The 21920-nt window shown below is 71.8% G+C and carries 18 protein-coding genes; 5 read left to right on the forward strand and 13 right to left on the reverse strand.

Features of this window, described 5'->3' with window-relative positions; translation table 11 throughout:
• Positions 1-303 precede the first annotated feature (303 nt).
• Positions 304-1245, reverse strand: a complete 942-nt coding sequence (locus H5397_RS07660) for a DUF2510 domain-containing protein (RefSeq protein WP_182816249.1) — start codon at positions 1243-1245, stop codon at positions 304-306.
• A 151-nt stretch (positions 1246-1396) separates the two neighbouring features.
• On the opposite strand from H5397_RS07660, the gene H5397_RS07665 reads away from it, so the two are divergent.
• The gene (locus H5397_RS07665) at positions 1397-2380 is read left to right on the forward strand and encodes a hypothetical protein (RefSeq protein WP_220492107.1); all 984 of its coding nucleotides are present in this window, start codon (positions 1397-1399) and stop codon (positions 2378-2380) included.
• Positions 2381-2456: 76 nt separating this feature from the next.
• On the opposite strand, the gene pstB is transcribed toward H5397_RS07665, so the two are convergent.
• From pstB to H5397_RS07720, 11 genes are all read right to left on the reverse strand, one after another.
• Positions 2457-3236, reverse strand: coding sequence for a phosphate ABC transporter ATP-binding protein PstB (pstB, locus tag H5397_RS07670; RefSeq protein ID WP_182816251.1), 780 nt, complete (start codon positions 3234-3236; stop codon positions 2457-2459).
• A gap of 21 nt (positions 3237-3257) precedes the next feature.
• Positions 3258-4325: a phosphate ABC transporter permease PstA gene (pstA, locus tag H5397_RS07675; RefSeq protein ID WP_182816253.1), complete on the reverse strand. Its 1068-nt coding sequence runs from the start codon at positions 4323-4325 to the stop codon at positions 3258-3260.
• A complete protein-coding gene (gene pstC / locus H5397_RS07680; protein ID WP_182816255.1) occupies positions 4325-5290 on the reverse strand; it encodes a phosphate ABC transporter permease subunit PstC in 966 nt (321 codons plus the stop codon). The genes pstA and pstC overlap by 1 nt, the downstream gene beginning before the upstream one ends.
• Before the next feature lie 108 nt (positions 5291-5398).
• Positions 5399-6517 (reverse strand): phosphate ABC transporter substrate-binding protein PstS, encoded by a 1119-nt coding sequence (pstS, locus tag H5397_RS07685; RefSeq protein WP_182816257.1) that lies wholly within the window; start codon positions 6515-6517, stop codon positions 5399-5401.
• A gap of 228 nt (positions 6518-6745) precedes the next feature.
• Positions 6746-7636 carry an NUDIX hydrolase gene (locus H5397_RS07690; RefSeq protein WP_182816259.1) on the reverse strand — a complete coding sequence of 297 codons (891 nt, stop codon included), beginning with the start codon at positions 7634-7636 and terminating at the stop codon, positions 6746-6748.
• A complete protein-coding gene (locus tag H5397_RS07695; protein ID WP_182816260.1) occupies positions 7636-9741 on the reverse strand; it encodes an RNA degradosome polyphosphate kinase in 2106 nt (701 codons plus the stop codon). Before H5397_RS07695 ends, H5397_RS07690 begins: the two co-directional genes overlap by 1 nt.
• Positions 9742-10593, reverse strand: a complete 852-nt coding sequence (gene mshD / locus H5397_RS07700) for a mycothiol synthase (protein WP_182816262.1) — start codon at positions 10591-10593, stop codon at positions 9742-9744.
• 21 nt (positions 10594-10614) lie between these two features.
• Entirely contained in the window at positions 10615-13779 is a 3165-nt protein-coding gene (locus tag H5397_RS07705; RefSeq protein WP_182816264.1) for a DEAD/DEAH box helicase, read from the reverse strand.
• Complete coding sequence (locus tag H5397_RS07710; protein WP_182816266.1) at positions 13776-14456, reverse strand: response regulator transcription factor; 681 nt, start codon at positions 14454-14456, stop codon at positions 13776-13778. Before H5397_RS07710 ends, H5397_RS07705 begins: the two co-directional genes overlap by 4 nt.
• A 64-nt stretch (positions 14457-14520) precedes the next feature.
• Positions 14521-14961 carry a D-aminoacyl-tRNA deacylase gene (dtd, locus tag H5397_RS07715; RefSeq protein WP_182816268.1) on the reverse strand — a complete coding sequence of 147 codons (441 nt, stop codon included), beginning with the start codon at positions 14959-14961 and terminating at the stop codon, positions 14521-14523.
• 13 nt (positions 14962-14974) lie between these two features.
• Positions 14975-16600: a hypothetical protein gene (locus H5397_RS07720; RefSeq protein WP_182816270.1), complete on the reverse strand. Its 1626-nt coding sequence runs from the start codon at positions 16598-16600 to the stop codon at positions 14975-14977.
• A gap of 154 nt (positions 16601-16754) precedes the next feature.
• Between H5397_RS07720 and H5397_RS07725 the strand changes: the two genes are divergently transcribed.
• From H5397_RS07725 to rfbA, 4 genes are read left to right on the forward strand one after another with little or no spacing between them, the layout of a single operon-like run.
• Entirely contained in the window at positions 16755-17249 is a 495-nt protein-coding gene (locus H5397_RS07725) for an FABP family protein (RefSeq protein ID WP_182816272.1), read from the forward strand.
• 1 nt (position 17250) lies between these two features.
• Positions 17251-18177, forward strand: coding sequence for a folate-binding protein YgfZ (locus tag H5397_RS07730; protein WP_182816274.1), 927 nt, complete (start codon positions 17251-17253; stop codon positions 18175-18177).
• Complete coding sequence (locus tag H5397_RS07735) at positions 18177-19631, forward strand: NAD-dependent succinate-semialdehyde dehydrogenase (protein WP_182816275.1); 1455 nt, start codon at positions 18177-18179, stop codon at positions 19629-19631. Before H5397_RS07730 ends, H5397_RS07735 begins: the two co-directional genes overlap by 1 nt.
• A gap of 48 nt (positions 19632-19679) precedes the next feature.
• Entirely contained in the window at positions 19680-20549 is an 870-nt protein-coding gene (gene rfbA / locus H5397_RS07740; RefSeq protein ID WP_182816277.1) for a glucose-1-phosphate thymidylyltransferase RfbA, read from the forward strand.
• Here rfbA and H5397_RS07745 read toward each other — a convergent pair.
• A complete protein-coding gene (locus H5397_RS07745; RefSeq protein ID WP_182816279.1) occupies positions 20537-21919 on the reverse strand; it encodes a bifunctional dTDP-4-dehydrorhamnose 3,5-epimerase family protein/NAD(P)-dependent oxidoreductase in 1383 nt (460 codons plus the stop codon). The two genes, rfbA and H5397_RS07745, sit on opposite strands and share 13 nt — an antisense overlap.
• Position 21920 lies beyond the last annotated feature (1 nt).

Raw genomic sequence — 21920 nt, forward strand, 5'->3', positions numbered from 1 at the left:
CTACCGAGGCGTCACGAAGAACGACAACTGGCTCCACCAACGAGTCGCGGCGATCAACCTCCGCCGCCTCCTGAACCTCGGCCTCAGCTTCGGCAACACCGGCTGGGCGATCGCCTGACCAGCCCCGCAACGAGCTTGAACACCAAACCACACGGGTCCACCACGACCCTCAGACAAGCGCGACGACCCCGCTGTCGCACTCAACTGCGCTGACTCACACTCGCGGCTCGACAGCCGCGGCGGCGTCCCACCCGCCACCCACGTCCAACCCGCCGTCAGATAGACGCCTTGTTCAGCAGGCTCCTAGGCCTCGACGCGCAACTGGCCCTGGATCTGCCGCGCGGTCTGCAGCAGGTCGGGCCGGCTGTCGGGGATCGACGCGTAGTAGATGCTCGACGACTCGGGCGCGGTCGCCACGATCATGATGATCGCGGTCTCGCCCTTCTCCTGCAGGCCGGGGATGTCGAAGGTGAGGTGCATCTCGACCAGCCAGGCGTCGTGCCCGTCGACGGTCGTGGCCTGGTTGACCCGGTCGGTGCGGCCGATCTCGGCGTCGCCGTAGAACACGCCCAGGACGCAGCGCGTGACGATCTCGGCGCCCTGCTCGGGGGAGAAGAAGCCGTCACCGGCGACCAGCTCGCCGACCACGAGGGAGGCGACCCAGCTCGAGCCGCGGCCGTCGTAGTTCGACTCGAGCATCACGTCCTGGCCGAAGACGTCGCGGCCGAACGGCACGCGGGTCTCCTCCTTGACCACGCCCCACGGCTCGCCGAGCTGCGGGTAGGAGAGCTTGCCGCCCTGGACCCGGCCGGGCGGGTTCACGTGCGGGGCGGGGGAGACGTCGACGGCGCTGCGGCGCGGGCACAGGTCGGCCGTCGGGTTGGACGCCGGCTGCTCGCCCCCCAGCGGGCCCAGCCGGCCGCCGCCGAGGAGGAAGAGGGACCCGACGATGAGGCCGACCAGCAGGACGGCGACGGCGGCCAGGGCCAGGATCGGGCCCGGCCCGGAGCGGCGCCGGGTGTCGTAGGACGAGTAGTCGTAGGGGGCCTGCGGGTGCGGCTGGGTGCCGTCCTGCATGGGCAACGCGCCGGGGCCGGTGGGCGCCGCGAACGGCTGCATCGGGTCCGCCTGCGGCGGGCCGGCGTACGGGTTGGCCGTGAGCTGCGGCGTCCACTGCATGCCGTCCCACCACCGGAACATGCCCTGCTGGCCGCCGGGGTCGGGGTACCACCCTGCCTTGCTCATGGGTCGAGTCTAGATGGGGTGCCTGACCCCCGAACGGGGACCGCCCGGATGGGTGCCATGGCACCCATCCGGGCGGTCCCCGTTCAGGGGTCGCTCACGTTGCCTGTGGATCACGGTCGCGGCGCACCCTCGCTGCGCCACGATGGAGCACATGGACACCCCCACCCCATCCAGCAACCGTTCCCGCGCCGAGAGAGCAGCGGCGTCCCGGGCCGAACGCGAGCGACGCCAACGCTTGGCCGAGGACCTCGCCCAACCCCACGACGGCGTGGTGACCCGCGCGATGCTCCACGCCGCGGGGTTGACCCGCGGCCAGGTGCGCAGCGAGGTCGAGCGGGGGGCGTGGCACGCGATCGGGCGACACACGATCAGCGTGTGCGGCGCGGAGGCCGGGGAACGCGCCCGCTGGTGGTGGGCCTTGTGGGAATCGGGCGAGCGGGCGGTGCTCGACGGTGCCACCGCACTGTTGGCAGCCGGGCTCAAGGGGTGGACCGAGCCGACCATCCACGTGTCAGTGCCCAACAGCGCGAGCGTGCGCCCGCTGGTGGGCGTTCGCCACCATCGGCCGCGCTCGCTCGGCCGCGTGGTCGAGGCCGGCCTGCGGCGCACAGCCCCCGAGGTGGCGGTCATCCGGGCTGCGCACTGGGCGTCCAGCGACCGTGCGGCGGCCACCCTGATCGCGATGACGGTGCAACAGCGGCTGCTGCTGACGGGGACGCTGATGGGGGCGTGGGCCGACGTGAAGGTGTCGCAGCGGCGGACTCTGCTCTGTGAGGTCATCGCGGATGTCTGCGATGGCGCCCACTCGCTGTCGGAGCTGGACTTCGCGCGCATGTGTCGTGAACGCGGCATCCCGGAACCGACGCGCCAGGCAGTGCGCGCAGGCGCGAACGGACGGGTGTACTTGGATGTGCTGTGGGAGGACCTCGGCGTCCACGTTGAGATCCAGGGCGCTCAGCACGCCCAGGGGCTCGCCGGAATCGACGACGCACTGCGCAGCAACCAGCTCCAGTTGCGCAAGGCGGTGAAGACCAGCCTGCAGGTTCCCGTGCTGGGGCTCCGCCTGCGTCCCGATGACTTCATGGCGCAGGTGGCGGAGGCGCTTGCGGCGGCCTCCAGGGAGTCGGCTGCCTGAGCGACCCCCGAACGGGGACCGCCCGGATGGGTGCCATGGCACTCATCCGGGCGGTCCCGAACGACAGGTCGGACGGTCAGCCGAAGCGACCGGTGATGTAGTCCTCGGTCGCCTTCACCTGGGGGGTGGAGAAGATCTTCTCGGTGGTGTCCATCTCGATCAGCTTGCCGGGCTGGCCGGTGCCGGCGATGTTGAAGAACGCCGTGGTGTCGGAGACGCGGGCGGCCTGCTGCATGTTGTGGGTCACGATCACGATCGTGTAGTTGGCCTTGAGCTCCTGGATCAGGTCCTCGATGGCCAGCGTCGAGATCGGGTCGAGGGCCGAGCAGGGCTCGTCCATGAGCAGCACGTCGGGCTGCATGGCGATGGCGCGGGCGATGCACAGGCGCTGCTGCTGGCCACCGGAGAGGCCGGAACCGGGCAGGTCGAGGCGGTTCTTGACCTCCTCCCACAGGTTGGCGCCGCGCAGGGCCTTCTCGGCGGTCTCGTCCAGCTCGCTCTTCGAGGCGCGCTTGTTGTTCAGCTTGAGGCCGGCGAGCACGTTCTCCTTGATCGACATCGTGGGGAACGGGTTCGGGCGCTGGAAGACCATGCCGATCTGGCGGCGCACGTTCACCGGGTCGACGCCGGGGCCGTAGAGGTCCTCGCCGTCGAGCAGGATGTGCCCGTCGACGTAGGCGCCGGGGATGACCTCGTGCATGCGGTTCAGCGAGCGCAGGAACGTCGACTTGCCGCAGCCCGACGGGCCGATGAACGCCGTCACCGCGCGGGGCTCGATCACCATGGAGACGTCCTCGACGGCCTTGAACTTGCCGTAGTAGATGTCGAGGTTCTTCGCTTCGATTCGCTTGGACATGGGTGGTTCGTGTCTCCTTGGTTAGCGGCCGGCCTTGGGGGCGAACCGCTTGGCAATGATACGGCCGACGAGGTTCAGCGTCATGACGATGAGGATCAGGGTGAGGGCACCGGCCCAGGCGCGGTCCACGTACGCCTCCTGGGGCACGCTGCGGTACGCGTACTGCCCGTAGACGAACGTGGGCAGCGTCATCATCGGGCCCTGGAAGAAGTTGTTGTTGATGCTCTGGGTGAAGCCCGAGGCGATCATCAGCGGGGCGGTCTCGCCGATGATGCGGGCGATGGCCAGGATCACGCCGGACACGATGCCCGAGATGGCGGTCGGCAGGACGATCTTCAGGATCGTGCGCCACTTCGGGACGCCCAGGGCGTAGGACGCCTCGCGCAGCTCGTTCGGCACGATGCGGAGGAGCTCCTCACACGAGCGGACCACGACGGGGATCATCAGCACCGACAGGGCGATGGAGCCGGCGAAGCCGCTGACGAAGCCCGGGCGGAAGACCAGGCCCATGAGCGCGTAGGCGAACAGGCCGGCGACGATGGAGGGCACGCCGGTCATGACGTCGACGAAGAAGGTGATGCCGCGGGCCAGCGCCTTGCCCTGCCCGTACTCGGACAGGTAGATGGCGGTGAGCAGGCCGATCGGCACCGAGATCAGGGTGGCGACGCCGGTGATGGCCAGGGTGCCGTAGATGGCGTGGATCGCGCCGCCGCCCTCACCGACGATGTTGCGCATCGACCAGGTGAAGAACTGGCCGTCGAACCGGTTCAGGCCGGCCCGCAGGGTCGAGATCGCGACCCAGAGCAGCGGGATCAGGGCCAGGAGGAAGGCGCCGACGACGAAGCCCTGCATGAGGCGGTCGGCGGCCTTGCGGAGGCCCTCGATGCTGGCCGAGGCCACGTAGATCGCGACTTGGTGGAGCACGAACGCGAAGAAGGCGGCCAGGCCGGGGTTGAAGGAGCCCAGCAGGACGGTGGCCAGGACGCCGACGACGACCGCGGTCGCCGCGATGGCGGGCGTGGCCCAGCGGGGCAGCTGCCCTGCGGTGAGCGAGTTCGAGGCCCGGGAGGGCGTGAGCGTGGCGGTCATCAGTTGGCTCCTGAGAAGGCGGCACGGCGGGCGACGATCCAGCGGGCGACCATGTTCACGGCCAGGGTGATGACGAACAGCACCAGGCCGGCGGCGATGAGCTGGTTGACCGCGATGCCGGAGGACTCGGGGAAGTCGAGGGCGATGCGGGCCGCGATCGAGATCGGGTTCTGCTGGGTGAGCATCTCGAGCTTGATCACGTTGGCGCCGGACAGGACCATGGCGACCGCCATGGTCTCGCCCAGGGCGCGGCCCAGACCCAGCATGATCGCCGAGACGATGCCGGCGCGGGCGAAGGGGAACACGGCCATCCGGACCATCTCCCAGCGCGTGGCACCGAGGGCCAGAGCGGCCTCCTCGTGCAACTTCGGCGTCTGGAGGAAGACCTCGCGGCACAGCGACGTGATGATCGGCAGGATCATCACCGCGAGCACGAGCGAGGTGGTCAGCAGGGTGCGGCCGGTGCCGGAGGCGGGCCCGGCGAAGATCGGGATCCAGCCCAGGTAGGTGGTCAGCCACGCGTGCAGGGGCTGGAGGGCGCCGGCCAGGGCGATGCCGCCCCACAAGCCGTAGACGACCGACGGCACGGCGGCCAGCAGGTCGATCACGTAGCCGAGGGTCGCGGCCAGGCGCCGGGGCGCGTAGTGGGAGATGAACAGGGCGATGCCGATCGCGACGGGCACGGCGAAGACGAGCGCCCAGAACGACGACCAGACGGTGCCGAAGGCGAGCGGGATGACCCAGGACCAGAACTCGCCGAACCCGCGCTCCTCGAGCTCGGCCGGGGTGGCCACCAACGCAGGGAACGCCATCGCGAGCAGGAACGTCGCGACGGCGCCGAGGATGACGAAGATCAGCACACCGGCTCCCGTGGACAGGCCCTTGAAGACCCGGTCGCCGACGCGCGGCTTGCTGGGGACCAGTGACGACCCGGACGGTGCCGGTCGTTCGACGGTTGTACTCATGGGCCTTCCCGAGATGTCGTGGTGCGTGGGTGGTGAGCCGCTCCGCGGAAGGGCCCGCCCGGGTCCGAGACCTGGGCGGGCCCAACCTTGGGTTCAGTCAAGCAGCAATCACTTGATCGAGTCGATGGCGGCCTTGACGTTGGCCTCCATCTCGGACGACAGCGGGGCGTTGCCGGCCTTGGCCGAGGCGGCCTTCTGGCCCTCGTTCGAGGTCACGTAGGAGAGGTACTCCTTGACGAGCGCACCCTGGGCGGCGTCCTTGTACTCCTCGCACACCATCGCGTAGGCGACCAGCGCGATCGGGTACTGGTCCTCGGCCTTGCGGTCGAGCTTCAGCGCCCAGTCGTGCTCGCCGCGGCCCTCGACCTTGGAGGCGTTGTCGACCAGCTTGGCGGCAGCCTCGGCCTCGGGGCCGAAGTGCTGGTCGCCGACCTTGACCTGAACGTGGTCGAGGTCGGGGGCCTGGCCGGCGTCGGCGTAGCCGATGGTGTTGGTGCCGGACTTCACGGCGTCGACGACACCGGAGGTGCCCTTGGCGGCCTCACCGACGTAGGCGGTCGGCCAGTCGCCGGACGCGTCCTCGGTCCACACCTCGGGGGCGACCTGGGCGAGGTAGTCGGTGAAGTTCTCGGTGGTGCCCGAGTTGTCGGAGCGGTGCACGGCGGTGATGTTCGCGTCCGGGAGGGTCTTGCCCTCGTTGAGCGCGGTGATGGCCGGGTCGTTCCACTTGGTGATCTTGCCGGAGAAGATGCCGGCGATCGTGGCGGCGTCGAGCTGCAGGTCCGTGACGCCCTCGACCTTGTAGATCACGGCGATCGGGGAGATGAAGACGGGCAGGTTCAGGGCGTTGGAGGTGTCGGCGCAGGTGGCGAAGTTGCCGGCGCCCATCTCCTCGTCCTTGAACGCGCGGTCGGAGCCGGCGAAGTCGGCGGCGCCGGCCTTGAAGGCGTCGCGACCCGCGCCGGAGCCGTCGGGGGAGTAGTTGACGGTGACGCCCGGGTTGGCGGTCTGGAACTCGGCGATCCAGGTGGTCTGGGCGGCGTTCATCGAGGACGCACCCTTGCCCGTGAGCGTGCCGGAGAGCGCGGAGCCGCCCGCGGTGGAAGCGCCACCGGCGGTGTTGGCCGGGGCGGGGGCGGCGGGCTCGTTGGCGGCGCCGCAACCGGTCAGGACGAGAGCGGAGGCGGTGAGGATGGCGAGCGGGGCGCCGATCTTCGAGAGCTTCAAGGTTCTTCCTTCGTGCGAGCGTTCGGGGACGACCCCCGAGTGACTGGTCAGATCCAATCTCCGTCAGCGACGGTACGGACGCGTCGTGACGAGATTCGATCGCGAAGATGAACGCCCGGTGAACGAGTTGTCTCGATCAGGACAAGAAGTCCCGTCGCACCCGGCCACAGGCTCGTCGAGGCGGTAACGAACCCCTTCGGGACGCCGCGGCAACCGATGGCAACCGGCTCAGACGCGGGGCCGGTGGTACTCGTGGGCGATGTGCCGGCCCTCGGCGTCCAGGTGGACGACGATCACCGCGCCGGTCTGCATCGGGCGGGGTTCGACGCCGAGTGCGGTCAGCATGTCGGGCAGGATGGGCCGGTGCCCGCACACGGCCATGGGCGCCTTCTTCTCGACCGACTCGGTGGCCAGCCGCTTCATGAGCTGCCGAACGCCCTTCGCGTTGTGCTCGCCGATCTCCTCGGTGAGCACCTGCCAGCCGTCCACGTCCATCCGCTGCTGCTTGGCGAACGGCTGCAGGGTCTGCACGCACCGCGTCGAGGTGCTGGACGCCAGCGCCGCCACCCCGAACGCCTCGAACAGCGGGACCAGGCGTTTGGCCTGCTTGCGCCCGCGCGCGGTGATCGGGCGGGCCTGGTCACGCCCGGACCAGTTCTTCCGGTCCATCGCCTTGCTGTGGCGCACCACGAGGAACGCCGTGCTCGGCTGCCGGTACTCCAGCGCCTTGCGCACGACCTCCTTCTCGTCGTCGTAGGTCATCCGCCCCAGCGCGTTGGCCGGGCTGAGCCAGGCGACCTTGTCGACCTCCTTGTCGGGCTTGCGCTTGCTGGCCTCGATCGGCTCGGCGCGCCAGTAGTGCACGACCTTCGTGCCGCCGCCGACGGGGTAGCTGATCGCCCCGAGCGGTTCGCGCAGCACCACGCGCACCCCGGACTCCTCGTGGGTCTCCCGTACCGCAGCGACGGCCTCGTACTCGTCGGGGTCGAGGTGGCCCTTGGGGAGGGTCCAGTCGTTGTACGCGGGCCGGTGGACGAGCAGCACGTGCGGCTCCTTGCCCGGCCGGTGGCGGATGGTGACGGTACCGGCGGCGACGGTGAACTTGCGCTGCTTGGGCATCAGCGGGCCTCCGCCCGGCGGGCGTGGAGGCTGCTGATCAGGTGCTCCTGGAGGTCCAGCAAGGCTTCCCCGTCCTCGTCGGTCGTGCGCATGGTCCACGTGCTGTCGTGCAGCCACCACGAGGCGGTGCCCGGGTCGAAGGCGAGGTCGAACAGCTCCCGCACCCGGCGTTCGTGGCGCTCGTGCGGCAGCGGGACCAGGACCTCGACGCGGCGGTCGAGGTTGCGGTGCATCATGTCGGCGCTGCCGAGGCCGACGTGGGGCGTCCCGCCGCCGGCGAACCAGAACAGCCGGCTGTGCTCGAGGAACCGGCCCAGGATCGACCGGACCCGGATGTTCTCGCTGAGGCCCTCCACACCGGGGCGGACCGTGCAGATGCCGCGCACCCAGATGTCGACCGGGACGCCGGCCTGCGACGCGCGGTAGAGGGCGTCCACGATGGCCTCGTCGACGATCGAGTTGACCTTGATCCGGATCCCGGCCGGGCGGCCGGCGCGGGCGTGCTCGACCTCCTGGGCGATCTGCTCCAGCAGGCCCTTCCGGACACCGTGGGGGGCGACCAGGAGGCGGCGGTACGCCCGGTCCTGGGTCATCCCGGACAGCGCGTTGAACACCCGGCCGACGTCCTCGGTGATGATCGGGTTCGAGGTGAGCAGGCCCATGTCCTCGTAGATGCGGGCGGTCTTGGGGTTGTAGTTGCCGGTGCCGATGTGGGCGTAGCGCTTGAGGCCCTCGGGCTCGTCGCGCACGACCAGGCACAGCTTGGCGTGGGTCTTCAGCCCCAGCAGGCCGTAGACGACGTGGCAGCCGGCCCGCTCGAGCTTGCGCGCCCAGCGGATGTTGGCCTGCTCGTCGAAGCGGGCCATGATCTCGACGACCACGAGCACCTGCTTGCCGGCCTCGGCGGCTTCGACGAGGGCGTCCACGATCGGGGAGTCGCCCGAGGTGCGGTACAGCGTCTGCTTGATCGCGAGCACGGCCGGATCGGCGGCCGCCTGCTCGACGAACCGCTGCACCGAGGTGGCGAAGCTGTCGTAGGGGTGCTGCAGCAGCACGTCGCGGTCGTGCAGGGCCTTGAACATGTCGGCCGGCTGGGCCGTCTCGACCTCGGCGAGGTCGGGGTGCGTCTTGGGCAGGAAGTTCGGGTACTCCAGGTCGCTGCGGTCGGCGGTGCCGGCGATCTGGAACAGGCCGGTGAGGTCGAGCGGTGCCGGCAGGTGGAAGACCTCGGACGCCGACACGTCGAGCTCGCTGACGAGCACGTCGAGGATCTCGGCGGGGATGCCGCGTTGGACCTCCAGTCGCACCGGCGGGCGGCCGAGCTTGCGGCGCAGCAGCTCCTTCTCGAGGGCGACCAGGATGTTCTCGGCATCGTCCTCCTCGACCTCGAGGTCCTGGTTGCGGGTGACCCGGAAGGTCGTCCAGCCGAGCAGCTCCATGCCGCCGAACAGGGTGCCGAGCTGGTGGCCGATGATCTCCTCGATCGGCAGGTACCGGTCGTCGGCCAGCTGCGTGAAGCGGGGCACGTTGGTCGGCACCTTGATCCGGGCGAACTGGCGGTGGCCGTTGGCGGGGTTGCGCACCAGGACGGCGATGTTGACCGAGAGACCGGAGATGTAGGGGAACGGGTGAGCCGGGTCGACGGCGAGCGGGGTCAGGATCGGGTAGATCCGCTCCTCGAACAGCTTGGCCATGGCGTCGTGCTCGGCGTCCGTCAGGTCGTCCCACCCCACGATGCGGACGCCCTCCTCGGCCAGCGCCGGACGCACCTCGTCGGTGAAGACGCGGGCCTGCTCGTCGGTCAGCTCCCGCACCCGGGCGAGGATCAGCTCGTGGAGCTCGCGGGGGAGGATGCCGGAGGCGCCCGGGAGGGCCAACTCGGCGGCGATGCGCCGCTTGAGGCCGGCGACGCGCACCATGAAGTACTCGTCCAGGTTCGAGCTGAAGATCGCCAGGAACCGCGCCCGTTCGAGCAGGGGGACGCGCGTGGCGTCCCGGGCGAGGTCGAGCACCCGGTTGTTGAAGTCGAGCCAGCTCAACTCCCGGTCGTGGTACCGGCCCTCCGGCAGGGCAGCTTCGTCGACGGGCATGCTCACGGGGGCCATTCAACCAGCCGCCGGCCGGTACAGGGTGTCCGTGTGGACGACGCGGAACCCGCTGCGCTCGTACAGCGCCACGGCGGGGGCGTTGCCGGCGTCGACGTAGAGGATCACTCTCGAGTTCCCGCCCGCGGCCAGGTGCGCCAGGCCCGCGTCGAGCAGGACGCCGCCCAGGCCGCGCCCGCCGCCGCGGGGGTGGACGCCCAGGACGTAGACCTCCCCGGTGACGTCGTCGTGGCGCTTGGTCCAGTGGAAGCCGACCACGCCCTCGGCGTCCTCGGCCAGGATCAGGCCCGCCGGGTCCCACCACGCCTCGGCCTGCCGGTTGGCGAGGTCCGCGGCCGAGAAGTGGCCCTGTTCGGGGTGGTCGGCGAAGGCCGCGGCGTTGACCGCGAGGAAGGCGTCGGCGTCCGCGTCGGTGAAGGGCCGCAGGCGGACACCCTCGGGCACCTCCCGCGGCACGGCGTCCGTGAGCTCGCGTTCCATGATGTGGAGCCCGCGCCCGGGGACCATGCCCGCCGAGGCGGCGAAGCGCTGGGCGCCGTGCAGGTCGCCGAACGCCCACACGGCGGGCTCGGGCACGTCGGCGAGGAGCGCGGCGAAGAGCGAGGTGCCGTGGCCGGAGCGCCGGTGGTCGGGGTGCACGACCAACTGGCCGGTCGCGTTGGCCGGCTGCCACTGGGCGTAGCCGACGACCGTGTCGCCGTCGCGGGCCACCCAGTGCAGGGCGTCGGGACGCCCGAGCTGGAGGCGGGCCTCCTCGTTGAGGGGCGCCACCGTGTCGGCGGCCTCGGCCGCGGCGCACAGGTCCAGCACGCTCGCGTGCTGGGCCGGGGTCAGGCTGCTGAGGGGCTCCACGGGACCACCCTAGCCCGCGGGTCAGGCCTCCAGCAGCCCGCGGATGTCGTCGGCCGACAGCGGCGCCACGCGGTCGGAGGCGGCGCCGACCACGTCGTCGAACAGCCGGCGCTTGGAGTCGGCGAGGGCGACGACCTTCTCCTCGATCGTGTCGGCCGCCACCAGCCGGTAGACGTTGACCGGCTTGTCCTGGCCGATGCGGTGGGTGCGGTCGACGGCCTGGGCCTCGGCTGCCGGGTTCCACCACGGGTCGAGGATGAACACGTAGTCGGCCTCGGTCAGGGTCAGCCCGAACCCGCCCGCCTTCAGGGAGATGAGGAAGACGGGGGCGTCCCCCTCGCGGAACGACGCGATCCGCGCCGCACGGTCGCGGGTGCGGCCGTCGAGGTACTCGAAGGCGATGCCCTCGGCGTCCAGGCGCTGCCGCACCAGGGCGAGGAAGCCGGTGAACTGGCTGAACACGAGCGCCCGGTGGCCCTCGGCCACGACCTCGTCGAGCAGCTCCAGCAGCGTGTCGATCTTGGCCGACTGGGCGGGGTACCCGTCCTCGACCAGCGCGGGCGAGAGGCTGAGCTGGCGGAGCAGGGTGAGCGAGCGCAGGATCGTGATCCGGTGGCGTCCGAGGTCGCCGACCAGGCCGAGCACCTTCTGCCGCTCGCGGGCGAGGTGGCGGTCGTAGAGGCGGCGGTGCCCGGGGGACAGCTCGACCGGCACGACCTGTTCCTGCTTGTCCGGCAGCTCGGCGGCCACGGCCGCCTTCGTGCGCCGCAGCACCAGCGGCCGGATGCGCCGGTGGAGGCGGGCCAGGGCGTCGGCGTCCCCCGCCTCGACCGGCTTGCGGTACGCCTCGGTGAAGGCCTGGGGGTGCGGGAACAGGCCCGGGGCGGTGATCGACAGCAGCGACCACAGGTCCATCAGGTTGTTCTCCAGCGGGGTGCCGGTGAGGGCGACCTTCACCCGCGCGCGGAGCCTGCGCACGGCCTGATAGGCCTTGGAGGCGTGGTTCTTCACGAACTGCGCCTCGTCCAGCAGGACTGCCGACCACTCCAGGTCCGCGTACGCCTCGGCCTCCAGCCGCAGCAGGGTGTAGGAGGTGAGGACGATGTGGGCGCCCCCCACGGCGTCCGCGAGCTCGCTGCGGCGCCGCTTGTGGGTCTCGGCGATGGTCACCACGCGCAGGTCGGGGGTGAAGCGGGACGCCTCGGCGGCCCAGGTGCCCACCACCGACGTGGGTGCCACGACGAGGAGGGGGCGGTCGAGCTCGCCCGCCTCGAGGGCCGACTGCGCCAGCGCGAGGGCCTGGAGGGTCTTGCCCAGGCCCATCTCGTCGGCGAGGATCCCGCCCAGCCGCGAGCGCCACAGGAACGACAGCCACGCGAAGCCCGTCAACTGGTAGGGGCGCAGGTCGGCGCGCAGGCCGGCGGGGACGGGGACCTCGGGCAGCGACTCGAGGTCGAGCAGGGCGTCCACCGAGCGCTGCCACGCCTCGGACTGCTCGGTGACCACGCCCAGCTCGACGAGCTCGGCCCACAGGCCGGCGTGCTCGGGGCGCAGCCGGAACGTGTCTTCGTCGTGGTCGACGAGCAGCCGCGCCTCGTCGATGAGCCTGCGCAGCTGGTCGAGCTCGGGGCGGTCGAGGGCGAACCACGTGCCCGAGTCGAGCAGCAGGTGGTCGTGGCCCAGCGAGAGCGCCGCGAACAGGGTGGCGAACGGGACGACCTCGCCGTCCACGGTGACCTCGACGTCGAGGTTGAACCAGTCGCCCGCCTCGGGCTCGCTGATGGTGAGGGAGACGACCGGTGCCCCCTCGGACTCCCGGAACGTCGGGGCGGGCCGACTGAGCTCGACCTCGACGCCGTCGAGGGCGTCCAGGGCGGGGAGGGTGCTCGCGGTGAAGGCGAAGAGGGGGCGTCCGGTGAGGAAGGCCGGGCGCAGCTCGGGCCGGCCGCGCGGGCCCTCGACCCGCCACGGCCCGTCGGGCACGGACGCCGCGAGCTCGGCCTCGGCCTGCTGGTCGCGCAGCGGCGGGTCGGTGAGGGCCGGGGTGAGGCCCAGGTCGTGCGACTCCTCGCCGAGGGTGTACCGGAAGGCCCAGCGGACGGTCGCCGTCCCGTCGCCGAACTCGACCCGGCAGACCAGGGTGGGCGGGGCGGCGGCGGGCAGGGTCACGCCCTCGGCCAGCCGCAGGGGGAGGCGGCGCCCCAAGGAGGGGGCGAAGCCCGCGGCGAAGAGCAGGACGTCGCGCGCGGGGACCCGCAGGGTCTCGCCCTGCGCGAAGAGGGAGTGCTCGGCCGCGTCGAGCGGGCGGGCCAGCGGGACGAGGTGGGTGGCCCCGTCGCGCTCGAAAACCGCACCGTGGGCGGGGTAACCGGTCCAGGCCTGCCAGGGCAGGTCGACCTCGGCATCGCCGAAGACCATCGTCGGCGTGACCAGCAGGTCGTCGCCGTCGGCGGCCACGTGCAGCACCGGCTCGAGCACTCCGTCGGAGACGCGGGGCTCGGGGAGGCGCGCCCCCGAGTCGTCGGTCCCGGCCAACAGGGCGACCCCGGCCTCTGCTGCCTGCCGCAGCAACGACCAGAGGTCGCCGCGCAGTTCGCGCAGGGGGAGGGCGTCGACGCGGTGGCCGTAGGCGAACTCGTTGCGGCGGCGCGACTCGAGGAGGTCGAGCAGGACCTGGCGCTGCTCGCCGTCGAAGGTGCCGGCCTGCCGGCGGACGTCGTCCCAGTCGGCGCCCGCCTTGACCCAGGCGTCCCGGGCGCCGGGGCGGAGGGGACGCAGGGTGTACTCACGGCGTCCGCGGTTGAGTTGCAGGGCGAGCGGGACGCTGCCCTGGCCGGCCGCCGGCCGGGGGACCAGCGGCGCCAGCGCCTGCTGCCACAGTGCCGGTCCGCGGCGTCCGGCGTTGCGGCGGGCGGTGAGCAGCAGGGCGGCTGAGTGCTTGCAGTCGCGCCGCACGGGGCAGGTGCACGTGGCGACCAGCGACGCGGGGCCGGCCTTGGCGACGACCGAGCACTGGTAGGGCTGGCTGTCGGTCCCCTGGACGGTGGCCATGACGAGGTCGCCCGCGGTGCGGATCGCCTTCACGCGACCCTCGTCGGCGTAGTCCTGGCCCCGGGCCAGCGTGGCCGCCCCGAACCGACGCTCCAGGTCGGTGTCGGAGATGCCGGTGAACCAGTCGGGGATCACCCGGCGTCACTCCGGCGGGCGTCGGGGCTGAAGCGGTAGCCGACGTTGCGCACGGTACCGATCAGGTACTCGTTCTCGGAGCCGAGCTTGGCCCGCAGCCGCCGCACGTGCACGTCGACGGTGCGGGTGCCGCCGTAGTAGTCGTAGCCCCACACGTCGGACAACAGGGTCTCGCGGGAGAACACCCGCCCCGGGTGCTGGGCCAGGTACTTCAGCAGTTCGAACTCGGTGTAGGTCAGGTCGAGGGCGCGGTTGTTGAGCGTGGCCTGGTAGGACGCCTCGTCGATCACCAGGCCGCCCGCGGACACGACGCCGGTCGTGGCGTCGGTGCGCACCGCGAGGCGGATCCGGGCGTCGAACTCGGCCGGGCCCGCGGCGTCCAGCATGATGTCGCGCACGCCCCACTCGGGGTTGACGGCGGCGAACCCGCCCTCGCCCAGGACGAGCAGGACCGGGGTCTCGCTCCCGGCCGAGCCGAGCAGGCGGCACATCTGGCGGGCGGCGGCGAGGTCGGAGCGGCCGTCGAGGACGACCACGTCGGCGCGGCCCGCCTCGGTGACGACCGCCGCGTCGGGCCGCATCTCACGCACGGAGTGGGCCAGCAGGGCGAGTGCGGGGAAGGCCGGCTCGCTCGAATCGGTGCCGGCGCGTGGGGAGACGGACAGCACGTGGGCCATCGGCACCCCCTCCCGACCCGGTGTGGGTCGGCGTCAAGTGTAGGGGGAAGCGGGCCGGTGGTGGTCAGCGCGCCCAGATGGCGCTGTCGAGCAGCAGCGTCACCGGGCCGTCGTTGACGAGGTCGACCGCCATGTCGGCGCCGAACCGGCCGGTCTCCACGGTGGCGCCGCGGGCGCGCAGGGCCGCGACGAGGGCGTCCACGAGCGGTTCGGAGACCGGGCCGGGCGCGGCGTCGTTCCAGCTCGGACGCCGCCCCTTGCGGACGTCGGCGTACAGCGTGAACTGGCTCACGACCAGGATCGGGGCCCCGAGGTCGGCGGCCGAGCGCTCGTCGCGCATGATGCGGAGGTTCCACACCTTGTCGGCGAGGCGGTCGACGTCGGCCTGCGTGTCGCCGTGGGTGGCCCCCACCAGCAGGCACAGGCCGGGGCTCTCGATGGCGCCGACGACCTGGCCGTCGACGGTGACGCCGGCGCGGGTGACGCGCTGGACGACGATGCGCATGGTCGCTCCCGGGCTACTGGTAGGAGATGAAGTGCGGGGTGGGGTGCACCTGCTCGACGGTCTGCTTCGGGGTGAGCATGGGGGTGTCCTCGTCCTCGAAGTTCTTCCAGCCCAGGAAGACGCTGTCGGGCAGGCCGCGGCGGATGACCTCCCACGTGGCCTGCTTCGAGCCCTGGGGGCCCTGCCCGTCGACGTGCACCAGGTACTGGATCTCGGGGCGGGACGTGTCGAGCCGCTCGCGCTCGATGATCATGCGGGTCTGGAACTGGTGCAGGGTCAGCACCTTGGGCGGGAGGTCGTTGGCCTGCACGAGGTCGGCCAGCCACGCGCCCACCTCGTTGACCTCGTCGATGTGCACCTGGCCGATCTGGCGCAGGTGTTTCTGGTCGGGCTTGAGCCGCCACTCGGGGTCGAGGGCCAGGCCGACGGTCGGGCGCTTGAGCAGGTCCTCGTAGTGCTGGGCCTGGGTGAGGAAGCTCTTGCGGCCGGGCTGCAGGTCGAGCACCACGTAGATGTCGTTGGCCTCGGCGGCCTCGATCCAGGGCATCAGGAGCTCGACCGGCGTCTGGTAGGTGTAGTCGCCGTCCGCGCCCGGGGCGGCCGAGGCCACCGTCGCGATGATCTCGAACGAGCCCATCACCGTCTGGTCGGGCATGTGCTCGCGGTACTGCTCCAGGAGCTTGTTGAGCCGCTCCACTGCCGCGGCCGGGGGCTGCTCGCCCATCATGCCCAGCGCCGCGGTCTGCGGGTGCCCGTACAGCGCGACCATGTGGTGGGTCGGGAACGGCACGATGCCGCCCCCGGGGAGCTCGGGGGCGGTGCGGGTGGCCTCGACCTGACCCGCCAGCTGCTCGTCGGTGCCGAAGCCGTCGCCGATCGCGAGCACCGGCCCCTCGTGCTGCTTCACCGTGGCGGTCGTGGCGGCCGTCATGCCCGGGTGGGTGGCCTCGGTGGCGGTCAGCTTCGCCGCGGCCAGGACGGACTGGGTGAGCGGGTCGGTCGCCGGAGCGGCGAGGGCGAGGACGGGCGGGGGCTCCACCTGGGCGGGGAGCCCGGGCAGGTCCACCTCCGCGGCGGTCGCCGGCGCGGGGACGACCTCGCGGTCCCCGACGTGCTGCGGGGTGCCGTAGGCGAGGACGGTGCGGGTCTGGAGGCGGTCGAGCTCGGCGGCCAGGTCGGGGGAGTCGACGAAGGCGGGGATGCCCAGCTCGCGGGCCAGGGCGGCCGCGACCGTGTGCGGGTCGGCGGCGGCGCTGGGTTCCGGGGAGGCGGTCGGGTCGGCCGAGGCGGTCGGTGCGGGCGATGCGGTCCCGGTGGGTTCGGGCGACGTGGTTGGGCTCGGGGTGCCGACCGTGGGGGCGGCGGACGCCGGCGCGGCGGCGACCACCACCACGGCCGTGGCCGCGGCGAGGAGTGCCCGCGACGCGGCGATCGCGCCGTCGGGGCCGGCGGGGATGACGGTGTCGGTGGACGGGGTCCGCGCCACCACGCGGTGCGTGTTCGGGTCGACCTGGGGAGTCTCGGTGCTGTCGGGCGGCAGGGGGCCGGTGGGGGTGGAGGGACCGTCGCCGGTGCAGCCTGCGACGATCAGGACGGTGCCGGTCGCTGCGCCAGCAAGGAGGTGTCGGCGGGTGATCACCCGCGCCAGTCTACTCCGAGCGCTTGTCAGGGCGAGGACGCGGGTCGGCTGGCGCGGACGCGGGTCGGCTGGCGCGGACGCGCGACGCCTCGGCCTTGCGGAATCATCCCCGGCACGCGAGCGTTGGGGTGAGGAGAACTTCCGAAGGAGACGCATGTTCGAGATCCCGACCGACCTGAACCCCGCACTCGTGGGCCTGGCCTGGCTGCGCGGCCGCTGGGAGGGCACCGGCTACCGCGAGTGGCCGGGCGAGGAGAAGGTGCAGTTCGGCGTCCAGATCGACTTCACCGAGAACGGCAGCGACTACCTGCACTACCTGGCCCAGATGTTCCTCCTCGACGAGGAGGGGCGTCCCGAGCGGCCGCTCACGATCGAGACCGGCTTCTGGCGGGCGAACGAGTCCGCCGACGTGGACGTCGTGATGTGCAGCCCCGAGGGCTACTCCGAGATCTGGTACGGCAAGCTGCAGCCGGGCCGCGTGGACCTGACCACCGACGCCGTGGTCCGCTCGCCCCTGGCCACCGTCGAGTACACCGCCGGACGCCGCCTCTACGGCAACGTCGACGGCAAGCTCATGTACAGCTTCGACCGCGCCACCACCGACGAGGCGCTGCGCCCCTACATGTGGGCCACGCTGAACCGGGTCTGACATGGCGCGCGTGCTGAACGAGTCCGGCCCCGACGCCGGCGCAGCCTGGCACTACGGCGACCCGCTGCGTGAGCAGCGCCGCCTCGAGGCGGGCGAGGCCACGGTCGACCTCTCCCACCGGCCCGTCTTCACCGTGGCCGGGCCCGACCGGCTCACCTGGCTGCACGCGCTCACGTCGCAGGCCTTCGAGGGGCTGCTGCCCGGCCAGCACGTGACCGCGTTCATCCTCGACCCCAACGGCCGCATCGAGCACGTGTTCGGCGGCGTGGACGACGGCGAGACCTTCTGGGCGCACACCGAGCCCGGCCACCTCGAGCCCCTCCTGGCCTGGCTCTCGCGGATGGTGTTCGCGTCGCGCGTCGAGCTCGCCGACCGGTCCGCCACCCACGCGATGGTCATCGCCGGGGGCGGCCCGACCGTGGTCGCGCGCGAGGACCTCGACGCCACCCTGGGCGAGGTCCGCGCCGGGACGTGGGCCGCCGAGGCCGTCCGCATCGCCGCCGGCCAGCCGCGCATCTTCCTCGACACCGACGACAAGACGATCCCCAACGAGGTCGCGATGCCCGACGGCGACCGCCTCGGCGCGGCCGTGCACCTGCAGAAGGGCTGCTACCGCGGCCAGGAGACCGTGGCCCGGGTCCACACCCTCGGACGCCCCCCGCGCAGGTTGACCGTCCTCCTCCTCGACGGGTCGGAGGAACGCCTGCCCGAGGTCGGTGCCGACGTGGTCCTCGACGGCCGCGTCGTCGGCCGGATGGGCACCTCCGCGATCCACCACGACCTCGGCCCGATCGGGTTGGCGCTGGTGAAGCGCAACACCCCGACCGAGGCCACCCTGACGGTCGACGGCATCGCCGCGGCGCAGGAGGTCGTGGTCGACCCCGAGGTCGGGCTGCACGTGCGGCCGAACCTGGGCGGGCGTCCGTGATGGACGCCGACGCCCTGCTCGCGCGCCTGCCGCGCACCCACTACATCGACGGCGCCTGGACCGACGACGAGACTTCCCTCGCCGTCGAGAACCCCGCCACCGGGCGGACGCTCACCCACGTCGCCGACGCCTCGCCCGAGGTCGCGATGGCGGCCCTCGACGCCGCCGTCGCCGCGCAGGCGTCGTGGGCCGCGACCGAGCCGCGCGTCCGCGGCGAACTGCTGCGGGCGGCCTACGAGCGCATCGTCGAGCGCGCCGACGAGTTCGCCACCGTGATGACCCTCGAGATGGGCAAGCCGCTGGCCGAGGCCCGCGGCGAGGTCACCTACGGGGCCGAGTTCTTCCGCTGGTTCGCCGAGGAGGCGGTCCGCGTGCACGGCCGCTACGCCGTCGCGCCCCTGGGCGGCTCGCGGCTGGTCACCACGAAGCAGCCGGTCGGGCCGGTCCTGGCCATCACCCCGTGGAACTTCCCGCTGGCGATGGGTACCCGCAAGATCGGCCCTGCGCTCGCCGCGGGCTGCACCGTGGTGCTCAAGCCGGCGTCCCAGACCCCGCTGACGTCGTTGCTGCTGGCCGAGGTGCTGCACGAGGTGGGCGTGCCCGCCGGTGTGGTCAACGTCTTCACCACGTCGCGCTCGGGCGCCACCACCGGCCCGCTGCTGGCGGACCCGCGCCTGCGCAAGCTGACGTTCACGGGGTCGACCGAGGTGGGCCGCTCGCTGCTGGAGCAGGCGTCGGCCAACATCCTGCGCACCTCGATGGAGCTGGGTGGCAACGCCCCCTTCGTTGTCCTGCCCAGCGCCGACGTCGGGCGCGCGGTCGAGGGCGCCGCGCTGGCCAAGATGCGCAACATCGGCGAGGCCTGCACCTCGGCCAACCGGTTCATCGTGCACCGTTCCGTCGCCGAGGAGTTCACCGCCGGCCTGGCCGCGCGGCTGGGGGCCATGACGGTCGGTGACGGGCTCGCGGCCGGCACCGAGGTCGGCCCGCTGATCAACGCGGACGCCCTCGCCAACGTCACCGCCCTCGTCGAGGAGGCCGTCGCCGACGGCGCCCGCCTCGTCACCGGCGGCGGGCGGGCCGACGACGCGGGGGAGGGCCACTTCATGCGGCCCACCGTGCTCGCCGACGTCGACCCGGGCTCGCGGGTGGTCCGGGAGGAGATCTTCGGGCCGGTCGCGCCCGTGCTGGTCTACGACGACGTCGACGAGGCGATCGCGCTGGCCAACGACACCGAGTTCGGCCTGATCGGGTACGTGTTCGGCGAGAACCTCGGCGAGGCGGTCCGGGTGGCCGAGGCGCTGCAGACCGGCATGGTCGGCCTCAACTCGGGCGTGGTGTCGAACCCGGCGGCGCCCTTCGGTGGCGTCAAGGCCAGCGGCCTGGGTCGCGAGGGCGGCTTCGAGGGCATCGAGGAGTACCTGGAGACGAAGTACATCGGCCTGTCCCTCTGACGGGCACCGTGCGGTCACCCGGCTGGCCTGCCCGTGGGAGGATGCGTCATGCGTGGAATCGTCCTGGCGGGTGGCTCGGGCACCCGGTTGCACCCGATCACGCGGGGGCTGTCGAAGCAGCTGGTCCCGGTCTACGACAAGCCGATGATCTATTACCCCTTGTCGACCCTCATGTTCGCGGGGATCCGCGATGTGCTGGTGATCACGACCCCGCACGAGTCGGAGTCCTTCCAGCGGCTGCTCGGGGACGGCTCCCAATTCGGTGTGTCGATCAGCTATGCCACCCAGCCCGAGCCGAAGGGTCTGGCGCAGGCGTTCACCATCGGCGCAGATTTCGCCCGCGGTGAGAAGTGCGCCCTTGTCCTGGGCGACAACATCTTCTATGGGCCGGGTCTGGGGCGACAGCTCTCCCGGTTCGGCGACATCGAGGGCGCCGCCGTGTTCGGCTACTGGGTGGCCGACCCGACGGCCTACGGCGTCGTCGAGTTCGATGACACGGGAAAGGCGATCTCGATCGAGGAGAAGCCCGCGCACCCGAAGTCGAACTACGCCGTGCCGGGGTTGTACTTCTACGACGAGCAGGTCACCGAGATCGCGGCCAGCCTGCAGCCGTCGGCCCGCGGCGAGTACGAGATCACCGACGTCAACCGGGTCTACCTCGACCAGGGGACCCTGCAGGTCGAGGTCCTCCCGCGCGGGACGGCCTGGCTCGACACGGGAACGTTCGACTCACTCAACGACGCGTCCAACTTCGTGCGTACCATCCAGGCCCGTCAGGGCCTCCAGGTCGGCTGCCCCGAAGAGGTGGCGTGGCGCCAAGGCTTCCTGACCGATGACGAGTTGCGTGCCCGGGCAGAGCCCCTCGTGAAGTCCGGTTACGGCGACTACCTGCTGAACCTTCTAGCTCAGGAGAGGTAGGCGCGCAGGGCCTCGTCGGCGTCGGGTGGCGTGAACCCGGTGGCCTGGATCTTGGTGAGGTCGAGGGTGCTGTGCCGGGGGCGTGGTGACATGACCTTGCCGGCTGCGAAGTCTGCGGTCGTTTGGCGGGAGACCGTTTCGGGGTCGGCTCCGACGAGGGTGAACACCTCGCGCGCGATGTCGAACCACGACCGGGTGGGCCCTGAGTTGGTCAGGTTGTAGATCCCCGGCGCGGGCCGTGCCTGGAGCAGGTGCTGGATGCCGTCGGCCAGAGTGGCCGTGAAGGTGAGCCGGCCGTACTGGTCGTCGACCACCGATGGTTCGATGCCGCGGCGGGCGAGGTCGGCCATGGTGCGGACGAAGTTCCTGCCCTCGCCGATGACCCAGCTGGTGCGCACGATGTAGTGGTCGGGCAGGGTCTGCACGAGGGCGTCGGCGGTGGCCTTGGTGACCCCGTACACGCCCAGGGGCGCGACGGGTTCGTCCTCGGTGTGCACCTCGGTCTGGCCGTCGAAGACGTAGTCGCTGGAGACATGCACGAGGGTGATGCGGTGTTCGCGGCACACGCCGACCAGGTGTGCGACGGCGTCGACATTGCCCGACCAGGCGCCGCGGCGTCCTTCGTCGGTCTCGGCGGCGTCGACGGCCGTCCAGGCGGCCGCGTTGATGATGGTGCCCACCCCGGCCCAGTCGAAACGTGCGACGGCGTCCGCGTCGGTCAGGTCGAGGTCGTCGCGGTCGAGCGCGGTGGCGTCCGGCAGGAGGGCGACCAGGGCGCGCCCGAGCTGTCCGCCGGCGCCCGTGATGACCGTGCGGCGCGGCGCCATGGGGGAGACGTCGGCCAGGCGGGGGTGCGCACGGTCGGCGTCCGACACGATCGCCTCGGCCAACGGGATCGGCCAGTCGATGGCGACGGTCTCGTCGGCCAGGTTGAGGTAGGTGTAAGGCGCCCGCGCGGCCGGCGACCAGTGGTCGTTGACGAGGTAGGAGTACGTGGTGTCGCGCTCCAGGGCCTGGTAGCCGTTGGCGACGCCCCGGGGCACGAAGACGGCCTTGTCGGTGCCCATCTCGAGGGTGTAGGTCGCCCCGAAGCTCTCACCGGGTCGCAGGTCGACCCACGCGCCCATGATGCGGCCGTGGGCGAGGCTGACGAGCTTGTCCCACGGCTCGGCGTGCAGCCCGCGCGTGACGCCGCGCTCGGCGTTGTAGCTCATGTTGTTCTGGACGGGCCCGAAGTCGGGCAGCCCGAGGGCGACCATCTTGGCGCGCTGCCAGTTCTCCTTGAACCAACCGCGCGAGTCGCCGGGCTGGGGCAGGTCGAGCACCAGCAGCCCCTGGATGGGCGTGGTGTGCACCGCGAGGTCCGCCACG

The organism is Propioniciclava sp. MC1683, assembly GCF_014164675.1.
GTDB lineage: Bacteria > Actinomycetota > Actinomycetes > Propionibacteriales > Propionibacteriaceae > Propioniciclava.

What these genes read in the sequence shown, in the direction of transcription:
- H5397_RS07660 (WP_182816249.1), bottom strand. Translation starts at nt 1,245, where the DNA reads ATGAGCAAGGCAGGGTGGTACCCCGACCCCGGCGGCCAGCAGGGCATG.
- H5397_RS07665 (WP_220492107.1), top strand. Translation starts at nt 1,397, where the DNA reads ATGGACACCCCCACCCCATCCAGCAACCGTTCCCGCGCCGAGAGAGCA.
- pstB (WP_182816251.1), bottom strand. Translation starts at nt 3,236, where the DNA reads ATGTCCAAGCGAATCGAAGCGAAGAACCTCGACATCTACTACGGCAAG.
- pstA (WP_182816253.1), bottom strand. Translation starts at nt 4,325, where the DNA reads ATGACCGCCACGCTCACGCCCTCCCGGGCCTCGAACTCGCTCACCGCA.
- pstC (WP_182816255.1), bottom strand. Translation starts at nt 5,290, where the DNA reads ATGAGTACAACCGTCGAACGACCGGCACCGTCCGGGTCGTCACTGGTC.
- H5397_RS07690 (WP_182816259.1), bottom strand. Translation starts at nt 7,636, where the DNA reads ATGCCCAAGCAGCGCAAGTTCACCGTCGCCGCCGGTACCGTCACCATC.
- H5397_RS07695 (WP_182816260.1), bottom strand. Translation starts at nt 9,741, where the DNA reads ATGGCCCCCGTGAGCATGCCCGTCGACGAAGCTGCCCTGCCGGAGGGC.
- H5397_RS07710 (WP_182816266.1), bottom strand. Translation starts at nt 14,456, where the DNA reads ATGGCCCACGTGCTGTCCGTCTCCCCACGCGCCGGCACCGATTCGAGC.
- dtd (WP_182816268.1), bottom strand. Translation starts at nt 14,961, where the DNA reads ATGCGCATCGTCGTCCAGCGCGTCACCCGCGCCGGCGTCACCGTCGAC.
- H5397_RS07725 (WP_182816272.1), top strand. Translation starts at nt 16,755, where the DNA reads ATGTTCGAGATCCCGACCGACCTGAACCCCGCACTCGTGGGCCTGGCC.
- H5397_RS07730 (WP_182816274.1), top strand. Translation starts at nt 17,251, where the DNA reads ATGGCGCGCGTGCTGAACGAGTCCGGCCCCGACGCCGGCGCAGCCTGG.
- H5397_RS07735 (WP_182816275.1), top strand. Translation starts at nt 18,177, where the DNA reads ATGGACGCCGACGCCCTGCTCGCGCGCCTGCCGCGCACCCACTACATC.
- rfbA (WP_182816277.1), top strand. Translation starts at nt 19,680, where the DNA reads ATGCGTGGAATCGTCCTGGCGGGTGGCTCGGGCACCCGGTTGCACCCG.